Annotated in this window: 18 protein-coding genes; 14 read left to right on the top strand and 4 right to left on the bottom strand. The window is 44.6% G+C overall.

The genetic code is table 11. The annotated features are described in order from the left end of the window. Positions 1-114 precede the first annotated feature (114 nt). The 5 genes from radC (at position 115) to GTH32_RS04880 (ending at position 4,883) form a co-directional block, all read left to right on the top strand. Positions 115-792 carry a RadC family protein gene (gene radC, locus GTH32_RS04900; protein ID WP_163084124.1) on the top strand — a complete coding sequence of 226 codons (678 nt, stop codon included), beginning with the start codon at positions 115-117 and terminating at the stop codon, positions 790-792. Between the two features lie 102 nt (positions 793-894). After that, positions 895-1,248: a hypothetical protein gene (locus GTH32_RS04895; protein WP_163084123.1), complete on the top strand. Its 354-nt coding sequence runs from the start codon at positions 895-897 to the stop codon at positions 1,246-1,248. A gap of 91 nt (positions 1,249-1,339) precedes the next feature. After that, positions 1,340-2,032 carry a YjbF family lipoprotein gene (locus GTH32_RS04890; protein WP_163084122.1) on the top strand — a complete coding sequence of 231 codons (693 nt, stop codon included), beginning with the start codon at positions 1,340-1,342 and terminating at the stop codon, positions 2,030-2,032. Next, a complete protein-coding gene (locus GTH32_RS04885) occupies positions 2,029-2,769 on the top strand; it encodes a capsule biosynthesis GfcC family protein (protein WP_163084121.1) in 741 nt (246 codons plus the stop codon). Before GTH32_RS04890 ends, GTH32_RS04885 begins: the two co-directional genes overlap by 4 nt. Beyond that, entirely contained in the window at positions 2,766-4,883 is a 2,118-nt protein-coding gene (locus tag GTH32_RS04880) for a YjbH domain-containing protein (RefSeq protein WP_163084120.1), read from the top strand. The genes GTH32_RS04885 and GTH32_RS04880 overlap by 4 nt, the downstream gene beginning before the upstream one ends. A gap of 153 nt (positions 4,884-5,036) precedes the next feature. On the opposite strand, the gene GTH32_RS04875 is transcribed toward GTH32_RS04880, so the two are convergent. Together GTH32_RS04875 and GTH32_RS04870 are read right to left on the bottom strand one after the other, a co-directional pair. Then, positions 5,037-6,062, bottom strand: a complete 1,026-nt coding sequence (locus tag GTH32_RS04875) for a CDP-glycerol glycerophosphotransferase family protein (protein WP_163084119.1) — start codon at positions 6,060-6,062, stop codon at positions 5,037-5,039. Continuing rightward, the gene (locus GTH32_RS04870) at positions 6,059-6,457 is read right to left on the bottom strand and encodes an FAD synthase family protein (RefSeq protein WP_163084118.1); all 399 of its coding nucleotides are present in this window, start codon (positions 6,455-6,457) and stop codon (positions 6,059-6,061) included. The genes GTH32_RS04875 and GTH32_RS04870 overlap by 4 nt, the downstream gene beginning before the upstream one ends. A 150-nt stretch (positions 6,458-6,607) precedes the next feature. Between GTH32_RS04870 and GTH32_RS04865 the strand changes: the two genes are divergently transcribed. The 5 genes from GTH32_RS04865 (at position 6,608) to mutM (ending at position 8,994) form a co-directional block, all read left to right on the top strand. Beyond that, the gene (locus GTH32_RS04865; RefSeq protein WP_163084117.1) at positions 6,608-6,982 is read left to right on the top strand and encodes a hypothetical protein; all 375 of its coding nucleotides are present in this window, start codon (positions 6,608-6,610) and stop codon (positions 6,980-6,982) included. Between the two features lie 185 nt (positions 6,983-7,167). Continuing rightward, positions 7,168-7,404, top strand: coding sequence for a 50S ribosomal protein L28 (gene rpmB, locus GTH32_RS04860; protein ID WP_163084116.1), 237 nt, complete (start codon positions 7,168-7,170; stop codon positions 7,402-7,404). An 11-nt stretch (positions 7,405-7,415) separates the two neighbouring features. Beyond that, entirely contained in the window at positions 7,416-7,571 is a 156-nt protein-coding gene (gene rpmG / locus GTH32_RS04855) for a 50S ribosomal protein L33 (protein WP_013786148.1), read from the top strand. A 144-nt stretch (positions 7,572-7,715) separates the two neighbouring features. Then, positions 7,716-8,159 (top strand): hypothetical protein, encoded by a 444-nt coding sequence (locus GTH32_RS04850; protein WP_203565362.1) that lies wholly within the window; start codon positions 7,716-7,718, stop codon positions 8,157-8,159. 25 nt (positions 8,160-8,184) lie between these two features. Then, positions 8,185-8,994: a bifunctional DNA-formamidopyrimidine glycosylase/DNA-(apurinic or apyrimidinic site) lyase gene (mutM, locus tag GTH32_RS04845; RefSeq protein ID WP_163084114.1), complete on the top strand. Its 810-nt coding sequence runs from the start codon at positions 8,185-8,187 to the stop codon at positions 8,992-8,994. A gap of 65 nt (positions 8,995-9,059) precedes the next feature. Here the strand turns inward: mutM and coaD are convergent, their stop codons facing one another. Both coaD and GTH32_RS04835 read right to left on the bottom strand, forming a co-directional pair. Further along, on the bottom strand, positions 9,060-9,551 hold the full coding sequence (coaD, locus tag GTH32_RS04840) for a pantetheine-phosphate adenylyltransferase (RefSeq protein ID WP_163084113.1): 492 nt from the start codon (positions 9,549-9,551) through the stop codon (positions 9,060-9,062). A 59-nt stretch (positions 9,552-9,610) separates the two neighbouring features. Next, entirely contained in the window at positions 9,611-10,327 is a 717-nt protein-coding gene (locus tag GTH32_RS04835) for a 3-deoxy-D-manno-octulosonic acid kinase (RefSeq protein ID WP_203565361.1), read from the bottom strand. A gap of 93 nt (positions 10,328-10,420) precedes the next feature. Here GTH32_RS04835 and GTH32_RS04830 point away from each other — a divergent pair, with 93 nt between their 5' ends. The 4 genes from GTH32_RS04830 to GTH32_RS04815 all read left to right on the top strand — a co-directional run bounded on the left by GTH32_RS04830 (position 10,421) and on the right by GTH32_RS04815 (position 15,633). Beyond that, a complete protein-coding gene (locus GTH32_RS04830) occupies positions 10,421-11,425 on the top strand; it encodes a glycosyltransferase family 9 protein (RefSeq protein WP_163084111.1) in 1,005 nt (334 codons plus the stop codon). A 92-nt stretch (positions 11,426-11,517) separates the two neighbouring features. Beyond that, positions 11,518-11,994: a hypothetical protein gene (locus GTH32_RS04825; protein WP_163084110.1), complete on the top strand. Its 477-nt coding sequence runs from the start codon at positions 11,518-11,520 to the stop codon at positions 11,992-11,994. After that, complete coding sequence (locus GTH32_RS04820) at positions 11,991-13,178, top strand: hypothetical protein (protein WP_163084109.1); 1,188 nt, start codon at positions 11,991-11,993, stop codon at positions 13,176-13,178. The genes GTH32_RS04825 and GTH32_RS04820 overlap by 4 nt, the downstream gene beginning before the upstream one ends. A gap of 10 nt (positions 13,179-13,188) precedes the next feature. Next, positions 13,189-15,633, top strand: a complete 2,445-nt coding sequence (locus GTH32_RS04815) for a putative bifunctional diguanylate cyclase/phosphodiesterase (RefSeq protein ID WP_163084108.1) — start codon at positions 13,189-13,191, stop codon at positions 15,631-15,633. The last annotated feature ends 75 nt before the right edge of the window (positions 15,634-15,708 follow it).

Below are 15,708 nucleotides of genomic sequence, written 5' to 3'. Positions count from 1 at the left end.
AATTTTTACGGTAGCCGAACGACAGACGCCAGCGTCACTTCTATTCCTTTGACCAGTCGTTGTTCACGCGGTGTCGAGGTATAACTAGTTTAGGTTTTTATACAGGGGATACATATGTCCATAAAAGGGTGGCCCGAACAAGAACGTCCGCGAGAAAAACTCCTGCATAAGGGGGCGCAATTGCTAACCGATACAGAGCTATTAGCAGTAATATTAGGCGCCGGCATGGCGGGAAAGACCGCAGTTGTTCTGGCTCGCGAACTATTAACCACCTTGGGTTCGTTACGTGAAATTGTTAACTGCAGCGAAAAAGAGTTTACGGCTGTAACTGGCGTAGGCCCTTGTAAGTATGCTCAGTTTCAAGCTGCGTTTGAAATTTACCGACGTAACTTAGAAATTCCCTTAAAAAAGCAAGATGTATTCAATAATGTGAATGATACAAAAAAATACTTACAAGCTGTGCTTCGCGACTGCCAGCATGAAAAGTTTGGGCTGCTAATGCTAGATAGCCAACATCAACTCATTGCCTTTCGCATTTTGTTTAGCGGCACGATTAATAGCGCTGCTGTATACCCAAGGGAATTGGTTAAGCAAGTAATGAAAGATAACGCGGCAGCTGTTATATTGGTCCATAATCATCCCTCAGGCGTAGCAGATCCTAGTCAGGCAGATATCAACCTAACTAGCGAGATCCGTTCTGCTATGGCGATGATCGATGTGTCTGTGTTAGATCATTTTGTTGTGGGAGACGTAGAAACAGTGTCTTTTGCACAGCGAGGTTTGCTATCCTAGATACCGCCAATTATTTGGTTTAATTTAGACTATAATCTAGTCAATTAATTTAAAATGCTTTAGTATGGGATACTAACGGGTAAATTTCAGGAAAGGACGAATATGAAGAAGTCAATTATTGCATTATTCGCTGCCGCAACTATGGTTGCAGGCGTGAACGCTCAAGAAGAAGGTACTGCTGGCCCAGGTGCTGGTGGTGTAGGTATTGGTGGCGTTGCTGGAACTACCATTGCAACTGTTGCTGTTGTTGGTGGCGTAGCCGCAGGCATTATTGCAAACGCTAACGCTGACACTCCTGATGATGATGTTGATCCTACGCTTTCGTGTGAAGGTTCAGATCCTCTAGTAGGTGATGTGTGTGTTGGTACTACTAATACGCTAACAACTACGGTAAGTGGCTCAGTTACACAAACTATCACTGTGCCTGTAACGTTTACTTACGCGCCATCTATTTAGTAAACCCTATTTTTGAAAAAAGCCGCTTTTATTAGCGGCTTTTTTATTGCTAGAACAGGCCTTTTTTCCGATCTATCACTGAAGCATTTCAATGAAAATTATCCATACCCTATGCACTATAGGTTTAGTTTCTATTTTGATGGTGGGGTGCTCGAACACCACGCGATCTTATGTAAGAACTATTCAGTTAGCCTTTGAAGACAGATCTGCGTCTTATACAATCGAAGAAGTTTCTACCAGTAAAGCCGATCTCATTCAGATCAAAGCAGGGGAACGCGACACCGCTTCTCTTGCGCTCGCCTATATTGAAGGCGATAAGTATCGCTGGGTATCGGGTGATAAAGTTGTCTTTACCATGCACCATGGCGTTATTGTGCAAACAGAAGGGCTAGGTAATGATTTGTATTACACTAGCAAGCTTATGAACAACCCATTAGCTGGCGATAATAAACTCGCCTACGAATGGCTACGCAAAGTGGATATTGAGGGCGTAGGTTATGGCTTACCTGTTTCCTCTTCATGGCGTATACAAGGGGAAGTTACCCAGCAATACATGGGTTACCCTATGAACGTATTGAAAATAACTGAAACTGTTCACTTTCCTGATACTACACCCTTTATTGATACCGGTTTAATATGGGAAAACACGTATTTTCTTGATGCAAAAAGCAAAGAGTTGCTGGCGTCATCACAAAAATTCAGCCCCAAGGGAGATGTCTACGACATGGTTTATCTAAGCCGGGTGGTTCGTTTACTAAAGCGTAGGGGAGTAGTACCTCAATGAGACTGGCGAAATTAATGATGGTGGGTGCTGCGCTTTGGATGGCTTCGTCTGCAGCATGGGCACAAGTTACTATTTTAATTAATAAGCAGCCTTATGAATTTGCCCATCCGGTAAGATTATCTAGCGTACTTTCTATTGCTGCAAATGGGGGAGACTGGTATTGGCCCGCGTCAGGGGTTTTCGATCTAAACGACGCCACAGCAGAACGAGAAAAAGAAGCAGTATTATCGCGTATAAGAGAGTTGCTTACTGAGTATGACGCCGATTCATCTACCTATAAACTGCTAAAGAATATGTACACCCAGGTAGCATCATGGACTGTAGCAACCCGTGTAACTATGCCTGTTTCTTATATACGGGCTCGGGTGTTCTTTGAAGAAAACCCTATGTTTCCTGCTGGTAAATACTTACTTCGCTTGACGGGCCGACCATCAGTGGTTCATTTTTCTGGCGCGGTGGCCAAGCCCGGCGCGTACAGACACAGCAATAACGCAATTTACACGGTGAGTGACAAAGTAAAAAATCATCCAGAGGCTGATCGCAGTACGGTTTATGTTATTGCACCTAATGGTAAAGTGAGTGAGCGCGGAATTGCATACTGGAATATTGATTACGGGCAGCTTATACCGGGTAGCCAAGTATATGTTCCCATACAGGGCCAAATTATTGGTCACGCGCTGGATGACTTGAATCAGCGAATCGCAAAATTAGCAGTACATAGGATCCTTCCTCAATGAGTGCAAACCCTCCTGTAAAGAAAACATCTTTAGCTCTCATCATTAGTAGCATATGTGCGTTTTCTGCTTCTGCCGAGACAGACAGTGATTCACACACGGTAACGGTAAAACCCTCTCAGATGGTGCAAGGGGGTAATGGGCTTATTCAAACACCCACCGCAAGAATGCGTGAAGAAGGTGGCTTTGCGGCGAACTACACCGACAACGGTGAATATCGCTTTTTTTCGGTGAACCTTCAGCTTTTCGATTGGATGGAAGCAACCGCCCGCTATACCGACGTGAGAACTCGTCTTTATAGTGATGTCGAGTCGTTTAGTGGCGATCAAACGCTAAAAGATAAAGGGTTAGATGTTAAGTTTAGGCTTTGGAAAGAAAGCTATTACTTGCCTGATATCTCGGTGGGCTTTCGCGACTTTGGTGGTACGGGCTTTTTTGAAAGCGAATATATTAATGCCAGTAAATCATTTGGCCCCGTAGATGTACATTTAGGTCTTGGTTGGGGGTATTTAGGTACGGCTAGCGACATTACCAACCCATTCTGCGAATTAAGAGAGAGCTTTTGCGAACGTCCTACCGGTTTCTCGGGACGAGGCGGTAAAGTTGATTACCAGCAATTTTTCAAAGGGGACGTGGCATTCTTTGGCGGTATTGAATACCAAACACCTTGGGCGCCTCTCACCTTAAAGCTAGAGTTTGAAGGCAACGACTATTCACGTGATCGAGCGGGAGAACTGCAACAAGATACCCGCTGGAATGTAGGCGCAGTTTACCGCCTAGAAAACCTAGACGTTAGCCTAAACTATCAGCGTGGAAATACCGTGGGCTTTGGTTTCACCTATAGGTTTAATATGAATACTATTAGCCAGGTGAAATTCGATAAGCCCCCTCGTTCATTATTGGCCCGTAACGCGCCAGAAACGGTAGAAGATGTTGATAAATCAAGGTTATACAATAGCCTCTATCGTTCAGGTGGTCTGGCCCTTACCAGCGCCAAAATTACTGAAAATGAAGCAACCTTTTTTGGTACCCAGTACGCCTATCGCGATCAGCATGAAGCGATAGAGCGGGTGGGAAGAATAGTGGCGTCTGAATTACCAGACTCAGTGAAAACTTACCATATTGTGGATAACAGTGGTGGTCTGCCTATGGTTGATACCGAAATAGACGCGAGCGCCTTTATTTCAGCGGCTCGCTACGAGTCTTTAGAAAATGACCTAAGCAGCACCTATACCCGCCAAGCGCCTTCGCAGCGCACAAGAGAAAGTTATGATGGCTCAAACATACAGGGCTTATTCTATAATGCAGATTTCTTCTTTACCCAGTCATTTGGTAATCCAGAAGATTTCTATTTGTACCAAACGGGGCTCATCTTAGGGGGTGGGTATGCGGTTAACAACAAACTATCTTTTATCACTAGTGCAAGGGTAAGTTTGTTAGATAACTTCGATAAGTTTAATTACCTGGTTGATAACGAAGAGGTCGCGCTTCCGAGAGTAAGAACGCGAGTAAGAGAATATATCTCGGAAAACCCCATCGGCTTAGACACAGCGTTTGTTCACTACAAAGATAGAGTAAGTGACGATGTGTTTGGGCAAGTCTACGGGGGCTATTTAGAAAGTATGTTTGCTGGGGTAGGCGGCGAGTTACTCTATCGTCCGGTAGATAGCCGGCTTGCTTATGGTATTGATATTAACTACGTAAAACAACGTGATCCATACAGCAAGCTAGACACCATAGATTATGAAGCAATAACCGGCCATGCTAGTGTTTATTATCGTCCTGAGTTTTTAGATGATACGCAAATTACCGCCAGTGTGGGCCAGTTCCTTGCCAAAGATAAAGGGGTCAACATCGATTTTGCGAAGCGCTTTGATAGCGGCATTATTGTAGGTGCCTATGCCGCTTTCACTGATGTTTCGTCAGAAGAATATGGTGAGGGTAGTTTTACCAAGGGGTTCTACATTTCGATCCCTTCCGACCTCTTCCTATTACAGCCTTCTACAGGGCGCGGTAATTTTCCGTGGGTACCTATCTCACGTGACGGCGGACAAATGCTAAGGCGGCCTATACGCTTAATTGATACAACGGAAGTTCGTTCGCCATTTTATGATTAAGTAGCAGCAGTAGCTGCGGGCATTGCTGAGCATGTATGGTGCATAGCTGAGCATGCATGGTGCATAGCAATAACGCGTACCATTACTTAGTATCAATAAAAAAGGGAGCTCAGCTCCCTTTTTTGTATTCCTTTTATATGCCCACAACCCGCGTTATCTGCGCCAGTAATTAAGCCGCTTTCTTAGCTTAAAGTTTCTAAACCAATTTTTCGGTTTTGCCACATTTTCAGACCGCGGAAACTCACGTATTTCTTCTATTGTGGCGGCTAAAACACGCTGTGCAGAGGCGCCATCATCGTATGGGTGCATCTGGTTGCGGTAAGCTTTTATGGCAGACATAAGCGTGTCGTCGCACGCTAAGGCTTGGCTAATGCCAGCTTCTAAGTCGCTTGACGCTGTAATATCAATTAATACCGGCTCAGGCTGCGCGTTATTAAAGGTCACCACAGGTTTATTTAACAACAAAAACTCGGTAATAGCCGAAGAGGTATCTGAGAGCATTACATCACAGGTACTAAGCAAAGGCAGAATAGAGGCATCTTCTACAACTACTAGCTTATCGTGCTGCGCTGCCTTATACCTATCGATAACGCTTTGTTCCATCTTTGGGTGGAACTTCACCTTCCATACCCACGGCTTCTGTTGGCTAAGCTTTACAATTTCGTCGAACAAGGCACTGGTAGAGGTAAGGCTAGGAGAAAATGTAGGCGCGTAAAGAATTTCTACAGCATCTTTTTCCCGCTGGTTACTGGCATGCATATTAAAGAGTGCATCAAGTTTAGGCCAGCCCGTTTCTTTTACGGTGAAATGCGGATGTGGCTGGCGTAATTCGAGAAATTTCTCTGTAAAAAAAGGGCCTTGCGTACAATAAAGGTCGAAACACTCTCTAATTTTAAAGTGGCCTTTTTTCTTCCACTCAAACCCATGAAATAGCTGTACTTTTAACCCTGGGATGAAAGGGGGAACAACATTCCCGGGCAGAAAAACCGCATCGGGATGAAACGCCACGGCATCATCGACAGTAGGAAGTACGGCTTCTGTAGGCTGAAATAATGTACGATTGACCTCATTGCCTTCCACAAACCACTTTACCTGATGACCTTCATCCAACATGACATTGGCTAGGGGGCGTAAAATTTCGAAAGAGTAATTTTGCGAAAGGTAAAGCAGGAACTTCATCCGTTAGAGTCCTTGATGATCTCTATAATTTCCGTGGTTGAAATAGAAGGTGTACGTGGAAGATAAACTACCTCACATACATCTTTAAATTCATCAAATTTGCCTTTCCAGTCGTCACCCATAACCAGCACATCGGCTTGGCTTTTAACAATGTACTCGCGTTTTTTTTCTAACGACTCTTCCATAAATACTTCATCGACGAAGCGCATAGAGGCCAGTAATTCTTTTCTACTAGAATAAGGATAAATGGGATTTCGGCCCTTTTTGCTAAAATTGAGCGCGTCGGACGATACGCCAACGATTAAATAGTCACCATACTCTCGTGCCCGCTTTAAAATACGAATATGCCCAATATGCAATACATCAAAGGTGCCAAATGTAATAATTCGTCGCAAATTTTCTCCTAGGTGGGTTCAGTTAAATAGGCGGCAATACGTTGGCTACACTGACCGACGGTTTCCCCCAATCATTGTCTTTGTAATTGACTGACGTTGCGCTTGTTTTTCGCTAGGCGTTTGTGCGCATCGAGTAAGTAATGCATTCGCATGACTTGGGCTTTTAGCGATTATATACATGCTCTTATCGATTTTATGCCGCCACTTTTATATCATCAAAGTCGGGTTCATTGTGCAAAACCAACAAACAGGAAACCCCGCTTTCCTGCAGCGAATGCACCACGGGTAGGTACTGCGGAATATAATATAGATGTTGAACGTCAAAAAGTACTTTGCCCACCATGTAGAGGCTCCAATCATTTTTACACTAGTAAAGCAAATGCCATGCCGTTACTAAATAATTCTAATGGTAGTGAATGCGTCAGTTGTGGTTTAGTATACGTTCGCACACACAAATTTGTATCAAGTTATTACAATCAAGAATTTGAAAAAAAAGTACAGCGTTTTATGGTGAAACTCTCCTAAAGTATTAAATTAGCCGCTTTACTGAACAAATATCGCGCTTTTTTTACTTTCTTATTGAAATGGGCTGGGCTTTGCTGTATAAAATGCGCCCTCTAATTTATAGTAATACGTCATTTGACCCAACGTCTGTTTGAGCCGTGGGATTGACTGGCGCGACAGTTATCGTTGTTCTGGAGACAAATACAATGTCAAGAGTATGTCAAGTAACAGGTAAGCGTCCTACGGTTGGTAATAACCGTTCGCACGCAAGAAATGCGACACGTCGTCGCTTTTTGCCAAACCTTCAAACTCACCGTTTTTGGGTTGAGAGTGAAAGCCGTTTCGTTAAGCTACGTTTGTCTGCAAAAGGCATGCGTATTATCGACAAAAAAGGTATCGATTCAGTACTAACTGATATGCGTGCCCGTGGTGAGAAAATCTAAGGAAGCCAACAATGCGTGATAAAATTAAACTAGTTTCTTCAGCAGGTACAGGTTTCTTCTACACCACTGATAAAAACAAGCGTAACATGCCTGGTAAAATGGAAATCAAAAAGTTTGATCCCGTTGTACGTAAGCACGTTATGTTCAAAGAGGCAAAAATCAAGTAAACAAACTTGCTTTTGTCTCCACGAAAACCCGGCGCCTGCCGGGTTTTTTGCGTAAGCTAAAGTGGAAAGTCGTAGCCGTTACCATTACCATAAGCTGAACTTTTTAGGGTAGGGCAGTCAGTGTTACGACTTTCAAAGCGCGCAATGAACAACGTGGTAATTATTACTATGCTAGTAATGATTGGGTTGTTTAATTTAGATAGTTTCTTACCTCCCCCGAAACCTGCCAAACAGCGTCCCCTGCTTCCTGAAAACGCCTATGTGCTTAAAATAGAGCAAGATGACCATAAGCTAGAGCGGGTAGGACAAAGTTGGCGACAAGTCTCTTCTGTGGCTTCTATGGGTATCAGTGCGAATCAGCAATATACCGCGTGGCAACAGGCGCAATTAACCGCGGCCCCGTTTGTGGAAAATACCTCAGCCGTATCGCCAATTGTTGTGGTGGTGTGGTTAGCGGGTCAGCCGCAAGGTCAGGTATACGCTTTCTACCCGCAAACTCAGCCCCCTTTAGTGCAAATAGAAGATGACTGGTACCAGCTAGAAAATGTACAGCTACACGCCTTATTGCCTTGGCTCGCACACCCATAAACGTTATTAGTTAGCGGAGCAACCTATGCCTGAATTACCTGAAGTTGAAGTAAGCCGTTTAGGCGTATTGCCCTACTTACAAGACACTGTTATTAGCAAGGTGGTAGTAAGAGAGCGGCGCATGCGCTGGCCCATACCTAATGAAGTTGCATTGGTTGAAGGGCATAAAATCACGGCGGTGAAGCGCCGCGCAAAATACCTGCTAATCGAAACCCAAGTGGGCACGCTTATTTTACATTTAGGTATGTCGGGTAAACTGCGGGTTATAGATGCGAATGTGCCTGTCGTAAAACATGATCATGTTGATATTGTTCTGGCCACAGGCAAGTGCCTACGCTTTAACGATCCACGTCGGTTTGGCGCCTTTTTATTTCAAGCCCCTAATGAGCACATTAAGCTACTTGCGCATTTAGGCCCAGAGCCGTTAACCGATGCGTTTGACGACATGCGTTTATTTACCCTGTCGCGGGGTAAAAAAAGCCCAGTGAAAACTTTTATCATGGATAACGCAGTGGTGGTTGGTGTAGGAAATATATACGCAAACGAGGCGTTGTTTTTAGCCGGCATTAGCCCTACCAGGCAAGCAGGAAACATAAGCTTGGCGCGCTATAAGGTGCTTACTCGCACTATTAAGCAGGTGCTGGCCAAAGCAATAGAACAAGGCGGCACCACATTAAAAGATTTCGCCCAAACAGACGGCAACCCAGGGTATTTTGCTCAACAGTTAAATGTGTATGGCAGAAAAGGCGAGCCTTGCGAGCGGTGTGGACAGGCCATTGAAAGTAAAGTAATAGGGCAGCGAAATACCTTTTATTGCAAACGCTGCCAGCGTTAGTTGGCGCTTACTTATTACCCAATTGGTGATACCCAATACTTAATGCTGCGGGTACCAGCTTAAGGTTACTTTTCATGTTTGCCTAAGCGGTCTGTTAACGCTTTTTGAACCACAGGGTGACAAAATCCATCTACCCTGCCGCGGTGCAATGCCACTTCTTTTACAAGGGTTGATGATATAAACGAATTCTCTTCTGCTGGGGTTAAGAAAACGCTTTCTAATTTCGGGTTCAAGCGACGGTTCATGTTTGCCAGCTGAAACTCGTATTCAAAATCTGATACGGCGCGCAGACCGCGAATTAAGATAGTGGCGTTTTGTTCATCCGCGAAATCGGCCAACAGCCCGGTAAATCCAACGACCTCAACATTGGGTAAGTCTTGGGTCACTTTTTTAATCATCTCAACCCGTTCTTCTAAGCTGAATAACGGCTTTTTACTAGGGTTAGACGCAATAGCAACAATAACCCGTGAGAATAGTTGTGACGCTCTTTCAATAAGGTCGGCGTGGCCATTGGTAATAGGGTCAAAGGTGCCTGGGTACAGTGCTCTTGTATGCATAACGTTCATATCTTTGTAGTTGAAGCGCAACAGTAGCGATAATTGCGCACAGTTGCAATTTAGTTACCGTGGTAACCGTCCATACAATGTTGCCAATCGGCATTTTGCCAAAAAAACCTTGGGTTATTGGCCTGCTCTTTTCTAAGTGAGCGCAATAAGCGCGCCAGATTATCTTTTTTCCAATGATGGCCACGGCGTTTATGGCAGCGGTCAAAATCGATAATCCAAACTTTCTCAGCGTCGTCCATCAAAATATTGCGGATATTGGCATCATGGTGGTACACCTGGCACCTATGCATGTCGGCCATGGCTTGGCCTACTTTACGCCATTGCTCGGGGTTTAACGCCCGGCGGGTAAGAATATGATGAAGGTCGTGGCTATTTGGAATGTTTTGAGTAATAAGATCGCCGCGATAAATAAACCCATGGCGGTGAATATACGCGCCAATAGGAGTAGGTACGTTCAATTTATGCGCCAGCATATAACGCAGCAGCTGAAATTCTTCGAACGGGCGTGAACGTTTCACGCCTAAAAAAAAGTACTGATCGCTTAATAGCTTGCCCACAAGCCCACCACGCATAAAATGCCGCAATACCCAGTTCTGCTGCTCATGTTCAATGAAGACAGTGGTGCCTCTGCCTTTTGCCATGCCGGTAATTTTATTGTGAATTTGCCAAAACTCACGGCTAAACATTTCGACAGTAGGTTCATTCATCAAAATATCGTTATAAAGAAAATGATGCCCAGCACCCAAGTCTCGTCGTTTTATCGCCATGCTATTCACAACTTATGGTAAATTTACCATTCTAACGAATTATTCTGGTATTTCAGCAACGAGAGCGCTTCTGTGGGAAAAAAGATTTGTTTAATGCGGTTATCTGCAATTGGCGATGTGTGTCACGCCGCCGCGATGGTAAACCGAATTCAGCGTCACTGGCCTGACGCTGAAATAACCTGGGTTATTGGGAAAGTAGAATACCAACTGGTTAAATTAATCCCTAATGTGCGTTTTATAATCTTCGACAAATCGCAGGGGAAAGTTGCTGTAGAAACCTTGCAACAGGCAGTGAAAGGCGAGGTATTCGATGCCTTGCTTATGATGCAGGTGGCCTTACGCGCAAACCTAGCCTCGCGGGTTATTAAAGCGCGCAAGCGTATTGGTTTTGATTGGGGCCGTAGTAAAGAACTGCATTGGCTTTTTGCAAATAAACGTATTGAAGCTCATAAACATGCCCATGTGTTAGACGGTTTTATGGACTTTGCCGATGCGCTGGGTGTACCGCAAGTAGAAGCACCTAGTTGGCATATACCGGTATCGCAGGAAGATGAAAACTGGGGGAACACCAAAGCGGCAGAATTAGGTGACTACGTGGTTATCGCGCCAGCAGCCAGTAAGGCTGAGCGAAATTGGTTACCAGAACGATACGCCAGTATTGCTAATCATATACACGCTAAAGGGAAAAAGGTTGTATTATGCGGAGGCCCGGGAGAGTTGGATAAAAAAACATCTCAGGCTATTATTACCCAAAGCGCAGAGATATTTGCAGATTTTACCGGGCAAACCTCATTGCATCAGCTGCTTATGCTACTGAAGCACGCCCAGCTAGTTATTGCCCCTGATACTGGGCCTGCGCATATGGCAACCACAGTAGGTACCCCAGTAATTGGCTTGTATGCACACTCTAACCCCCGTCGTACGGGCCCGTACAACAATATTGAACAAACTGTGTCGGTTTACGATAGCTGTATACGTGAGCAAAAAGGAAAGCCGTGGGAAGCGCTTCCTTGGGGGGCAAGAGCAAAAGGTAAGCACTTGATGGAAAAGATTTCTTTTCAAGCAGTAGCGCAAAAAGTAGACGAAACGTTAAACTAAGGAAGTATTTTCATTTAGTGGAAAATACCGCACCATTATCTACACTATAATTGACAGTGAAATTAAACATTAACGAGCAGGGAGATGTGCTTTTGAAGAGGACGTCCGAACTGTTACGGAACTTACGCAAATACCGACGTTGTCTCCCTCATCTAAAGGCGCTTTTTGCCTGTAGCTTGGTGGTATGGTCTACGTTTACATTGGCCGCCGAGACCACCGTAATAGTCAACAGTAGCGTATCACAACAAGTACTTACTCAAACCGAATTACGCCAGATATTTACCGGCCACCGTCAGTTTTGGGATAATGGCACAAAAATTCATGTTTTTGTGCTAGACGATCACGCCCCTTTGCATAAATCATTTTGCCGCGAAACACTGAAAATGTTTCCCTATCAGCTATCGCGCTTGTGGGATCAATTAACGTATTCGGGCCAAGGTGTTACCCCAACAAGGGTGCCCTCCACTGAGGCGCTGATTAAATTGTTAGAAGATACACCTGGAGCAATAGGATATATGAAGGAAGGACGAGCAACGGATGCACGGATGATAAAGGTGGTGACGCAATGAATCGGTTGAGTACCTTAGCAATAATGGCAATGTTAACGTTAGCCGCTGGGCATGTTAACGCGCAAGACACGTCACGTTTAAACTGGCACGGTTATATTTCTCAGGGCCTTACCCAGTCTATAGACGGCGATTTTATCACCTCCGATAACCAAATAACGGGCGAACTTACAGAAATAGGGCTAAACGGCCTTTATCAAATTTCAAGTAATGTATCGGTAGCGGGGCAAGTGGTTTACCTTGATGGGGGAAACCGCTTTAAACAAGGTTCCCGTCTTGACTACCTGTTTATCGACTGGACCATCCCAGACTTAGCTGGGTGGCAAGCGCAAATTCATTTAGGCCGTTTTAAAAACCGCCATTGGCTTTACTCAGTTACCCGAGACGTACCGCAAACCCGCGATACCGCAGTGCTTCCTCAATCTGTGTATTTCGATAGCTTCCGTGACGTGGCCTTGGGCAGTAATGGCGTGCAAACTAGCTTCACCAAGTATACCGACAGCAGTATTTGGCAAGTGAATTGGGGCTATGGACGCTCTGAACTGGGAGACGATCAACGAGACTTCTTCTTAGGCAGCGATGCAAAAGGCGAAATAGAGCAAGATTTTGTACACCAGTTTAGTGTGTACTGGCAGCCAAGTTCGATGAACTGGAAGCTAGGTGTAAGCCTGCTAGAGTCTGATTTTAGTTATACCCCATCTGAAGAGGATGTGCGTATTGCTGGTGAATCAAACATTCGTCGATTTATGCTTTCTATGCAGTATTTCAGCGAAAACTGGGAGTTTAGTTCTGAGTTGCTTCGAGAAATACAGGATATTCGCGGCGCTTTTGCACCAAATTACTATGATAAACGTATTGGTGAAGGCGGGTTTGTTCAATTTCGTTATTTGTTCTCTAACGAGTTTAGTGGGCTGGTGGGTTACGATACCTATGTTAACGATGTTGATGACCGCAACGGTAAAGGATTAGAAGCGCAAACCTTTGGCCAAATTCCTGCGTATTTTGCTTACATGGACACCACCACAGTAGGTTTGCGGTGGGATATTGCTCCCCGTTGGCGTTTACAAGCTGAGCACCACTGGGTAGAAGGCGCTAACCGCGTAGTAAGTTTGTTAGACCCTAGCATTGGCACTAATACTGATAAACACTGGCGGATGTGGTCTGTACAATTGATGTACTGGTTCTAGGTAGTAGTAAATGCAAGTACAAATGTCGGTAACCACGAAAACCATTTTTATACTGTTAGCTATGGTGCTAACAGTAACTGTGGTTATCTCGGCGGTACTTATACGTCAGTCAGACTCTAATATTGTGTATCAGCAACAAGAAGAGCAGCTGAAAAACCAGCAACGCTTGCAACTGTTTTCCGAAATTCTGCAAAATAGAATGGTGATGTGGGTGGACACCTTCACCCAAGCCGAACTGAAAAACGACACAAACCTTGAGCAGCTTGGTACAGCACTTTACGAAACCTACGAATATTTAATGCTCAACTTTCAGGTAGACGATTTATACCTGTTTGATAATGAAGGCGTAGTGGGGCGCGAATTTCATCATGTTGCCCCCTTTATTAAAAGCTTGGTGCAAACCACGCAAAATACGTTAGAAAGCAAAACCTACGTTTCTTGTGAACTGCAGTGTAGGGTGTATGTATCGGTGCCGTTAATGACCACCGATGAGATTGTACCTGTTGTGGTTATGTCTACCTCGATGCAGGAAGTACTTTCCCTTTTTAATCGCTCTACGGGCATCTTTAAAGTTGCCATGGTGCGTTATGAAATTAGTATGCAAGGCAGGCCTATGCTAAGCCTTGCAAGCCGTTTATCCCCCGAAAATAGAGTGTACGTTACTAATCTTATCGATCAGCTTCCAAAGCAGTGGAGCGCCGATGATTTAGTAAGGCAGGGGCAGCGGGTAACGATGGATGGCGAAAGTTTATTGGTAAGTTTGCTACCTTTTCCACACGGACAAGGCGACGACCCATATGTATTAGTTGTTAGAAATATTAGCGATCTAGTGTCACAGAAGCAAGAGTACGAGCTACTTGTGGTAACGAGTGCATTTGCGCTTTTTATCATTTTCGCGTTGTTACTTTCGCTATTTCTAAACCAATACAAAAATAGGCTGGTTGCCGTTAGTGAACGTTTGCCTATTTTAGCCGAACATAAATTTAAAGAGTTTTATGCCCTTTCGGCACGCCGCACCGAGAGTACGCGCTTTCGCTTGCTAGACGAGCTAGATGTAGTAGAGCAAGCTACCAACGACCTAGCTAAACAGCTAGAAGACTTCGACGGCCAAATGGCAATAAACACGGCCAAGCTTGAAAAAATGGCCATGTTCGATGTGCTTACTGGTTTGCCTAACCGCAATATGCTGACCTTTCAAATAGAACAGCAATTAGCGCGTTCAGCGCGAGATGACAGTTATGTGGCGTTGATGTTCATGGATCTTGACGACTTTAAAAAAGTGAACGACAGCCACGGCCACGATGTCGGCGACAAGTTACTAAAGGCGGCAGCCATGCGTATTTCTAAGCCCATCCGCGAAACCGATATTGCTTCTCGTTTTGGGGGCGATGAATTTGTTATTTTGCTATCGGAAATTGATAGTAAAGCCCAAGTAGACATTATAGCGCGCAAAATTATCGCTGAATTTGACCAACCTATTGAAGTGGACAACATACAATTTTATGTGTCGATAAGCGTAGGTGTAGCCATAACCCGCCATGTTCGCGCTACCCCCGTTGAACTGCTACGCCATGCTGATATTGCCATGTATGAGGCGAAGGCGAAAAAGGGCACAGGGTATCGCGTATACGATGCCACCATGAACCTAAAAGTAATGCAAAAGGTTGAGCTTGAGGCCGAAGCACGTGTGGCATTGCGAGAAAACCAATTTAGCTTAGCGTTGCAACCCCAGGTAGAATTTGGTTCAAATAAGCTGATTGGGTTTGAAGCCTTGCTGCGTTGGTATCATCCGGTTAGGGGGCACGTATCACCCGCAGACTTTATTCCTTTGCTTGAAAGTACGTCTTTTATGTTGGAGCTAGATTATTGGGTAATTAATAAAGCCATGTACTTAGTACAAGAGCTTAACGCCAATGGTTACCCCAATATGAAGGTGGCCATTAACTTATCGGCCGGTCAGTTTCTTGACCCCGGTCTTCCCGACTTTCTTAAAAAGCAAATGGATGCCCACGCTGTTGGCCCATCGCAACTCTGTTTAGAGCTAACAGAAAACGTGTTGGTATCTGATATTACCCGCGCCACTGCAGTTATGCTTAAAGTAAGAGAAATGGGCTGTTTATTAGCTATTGACGATTTTGGTACGGGTTATTCATCGTTAAGTTACCTTAAGTCGTTACCTGCCGACTACATTAAAATAGACCGCTCGTTTGTATCTAATATTACCGAGAACGCCGACGATAGAAACATAGTTCATTCCACCATAGGCATGGTGAAAAACTTAAACTTGCAAGTAGTTGCTGAAGGTGTTGAAACCATAGAGCAATACGACATGCTTAATGAGTTTGGCGCCGAGCTAGTGCAAGGATACTTTATTAGCCGTCCCATTCCTGAAGCGCAAATATGGAGTACGCTAGAAGAAAAAGTGCACGCAGGCTACTGGCAAACCCCAAATTAAACGCTAGCTATTGCAAAACCAACCCAAATGTGCGAAATAGTTGACACCTAGCTTTATATTCGCACTAAAATGCAC

The organism is Alteromonas profundi, assembly GCF_010500865.1.
GTDB lineage: Bacteria > Pseudomonadota > Gammaproteobacteria > Enterobacterales > Alteromonadaceae > Alteromonas > Alteromonas profundi.
The sequence above is the reverse complement of the archived record's forward strand: the minus strand, read 5'-3'. Positions and strand labels throughout refer to the sequence as shown.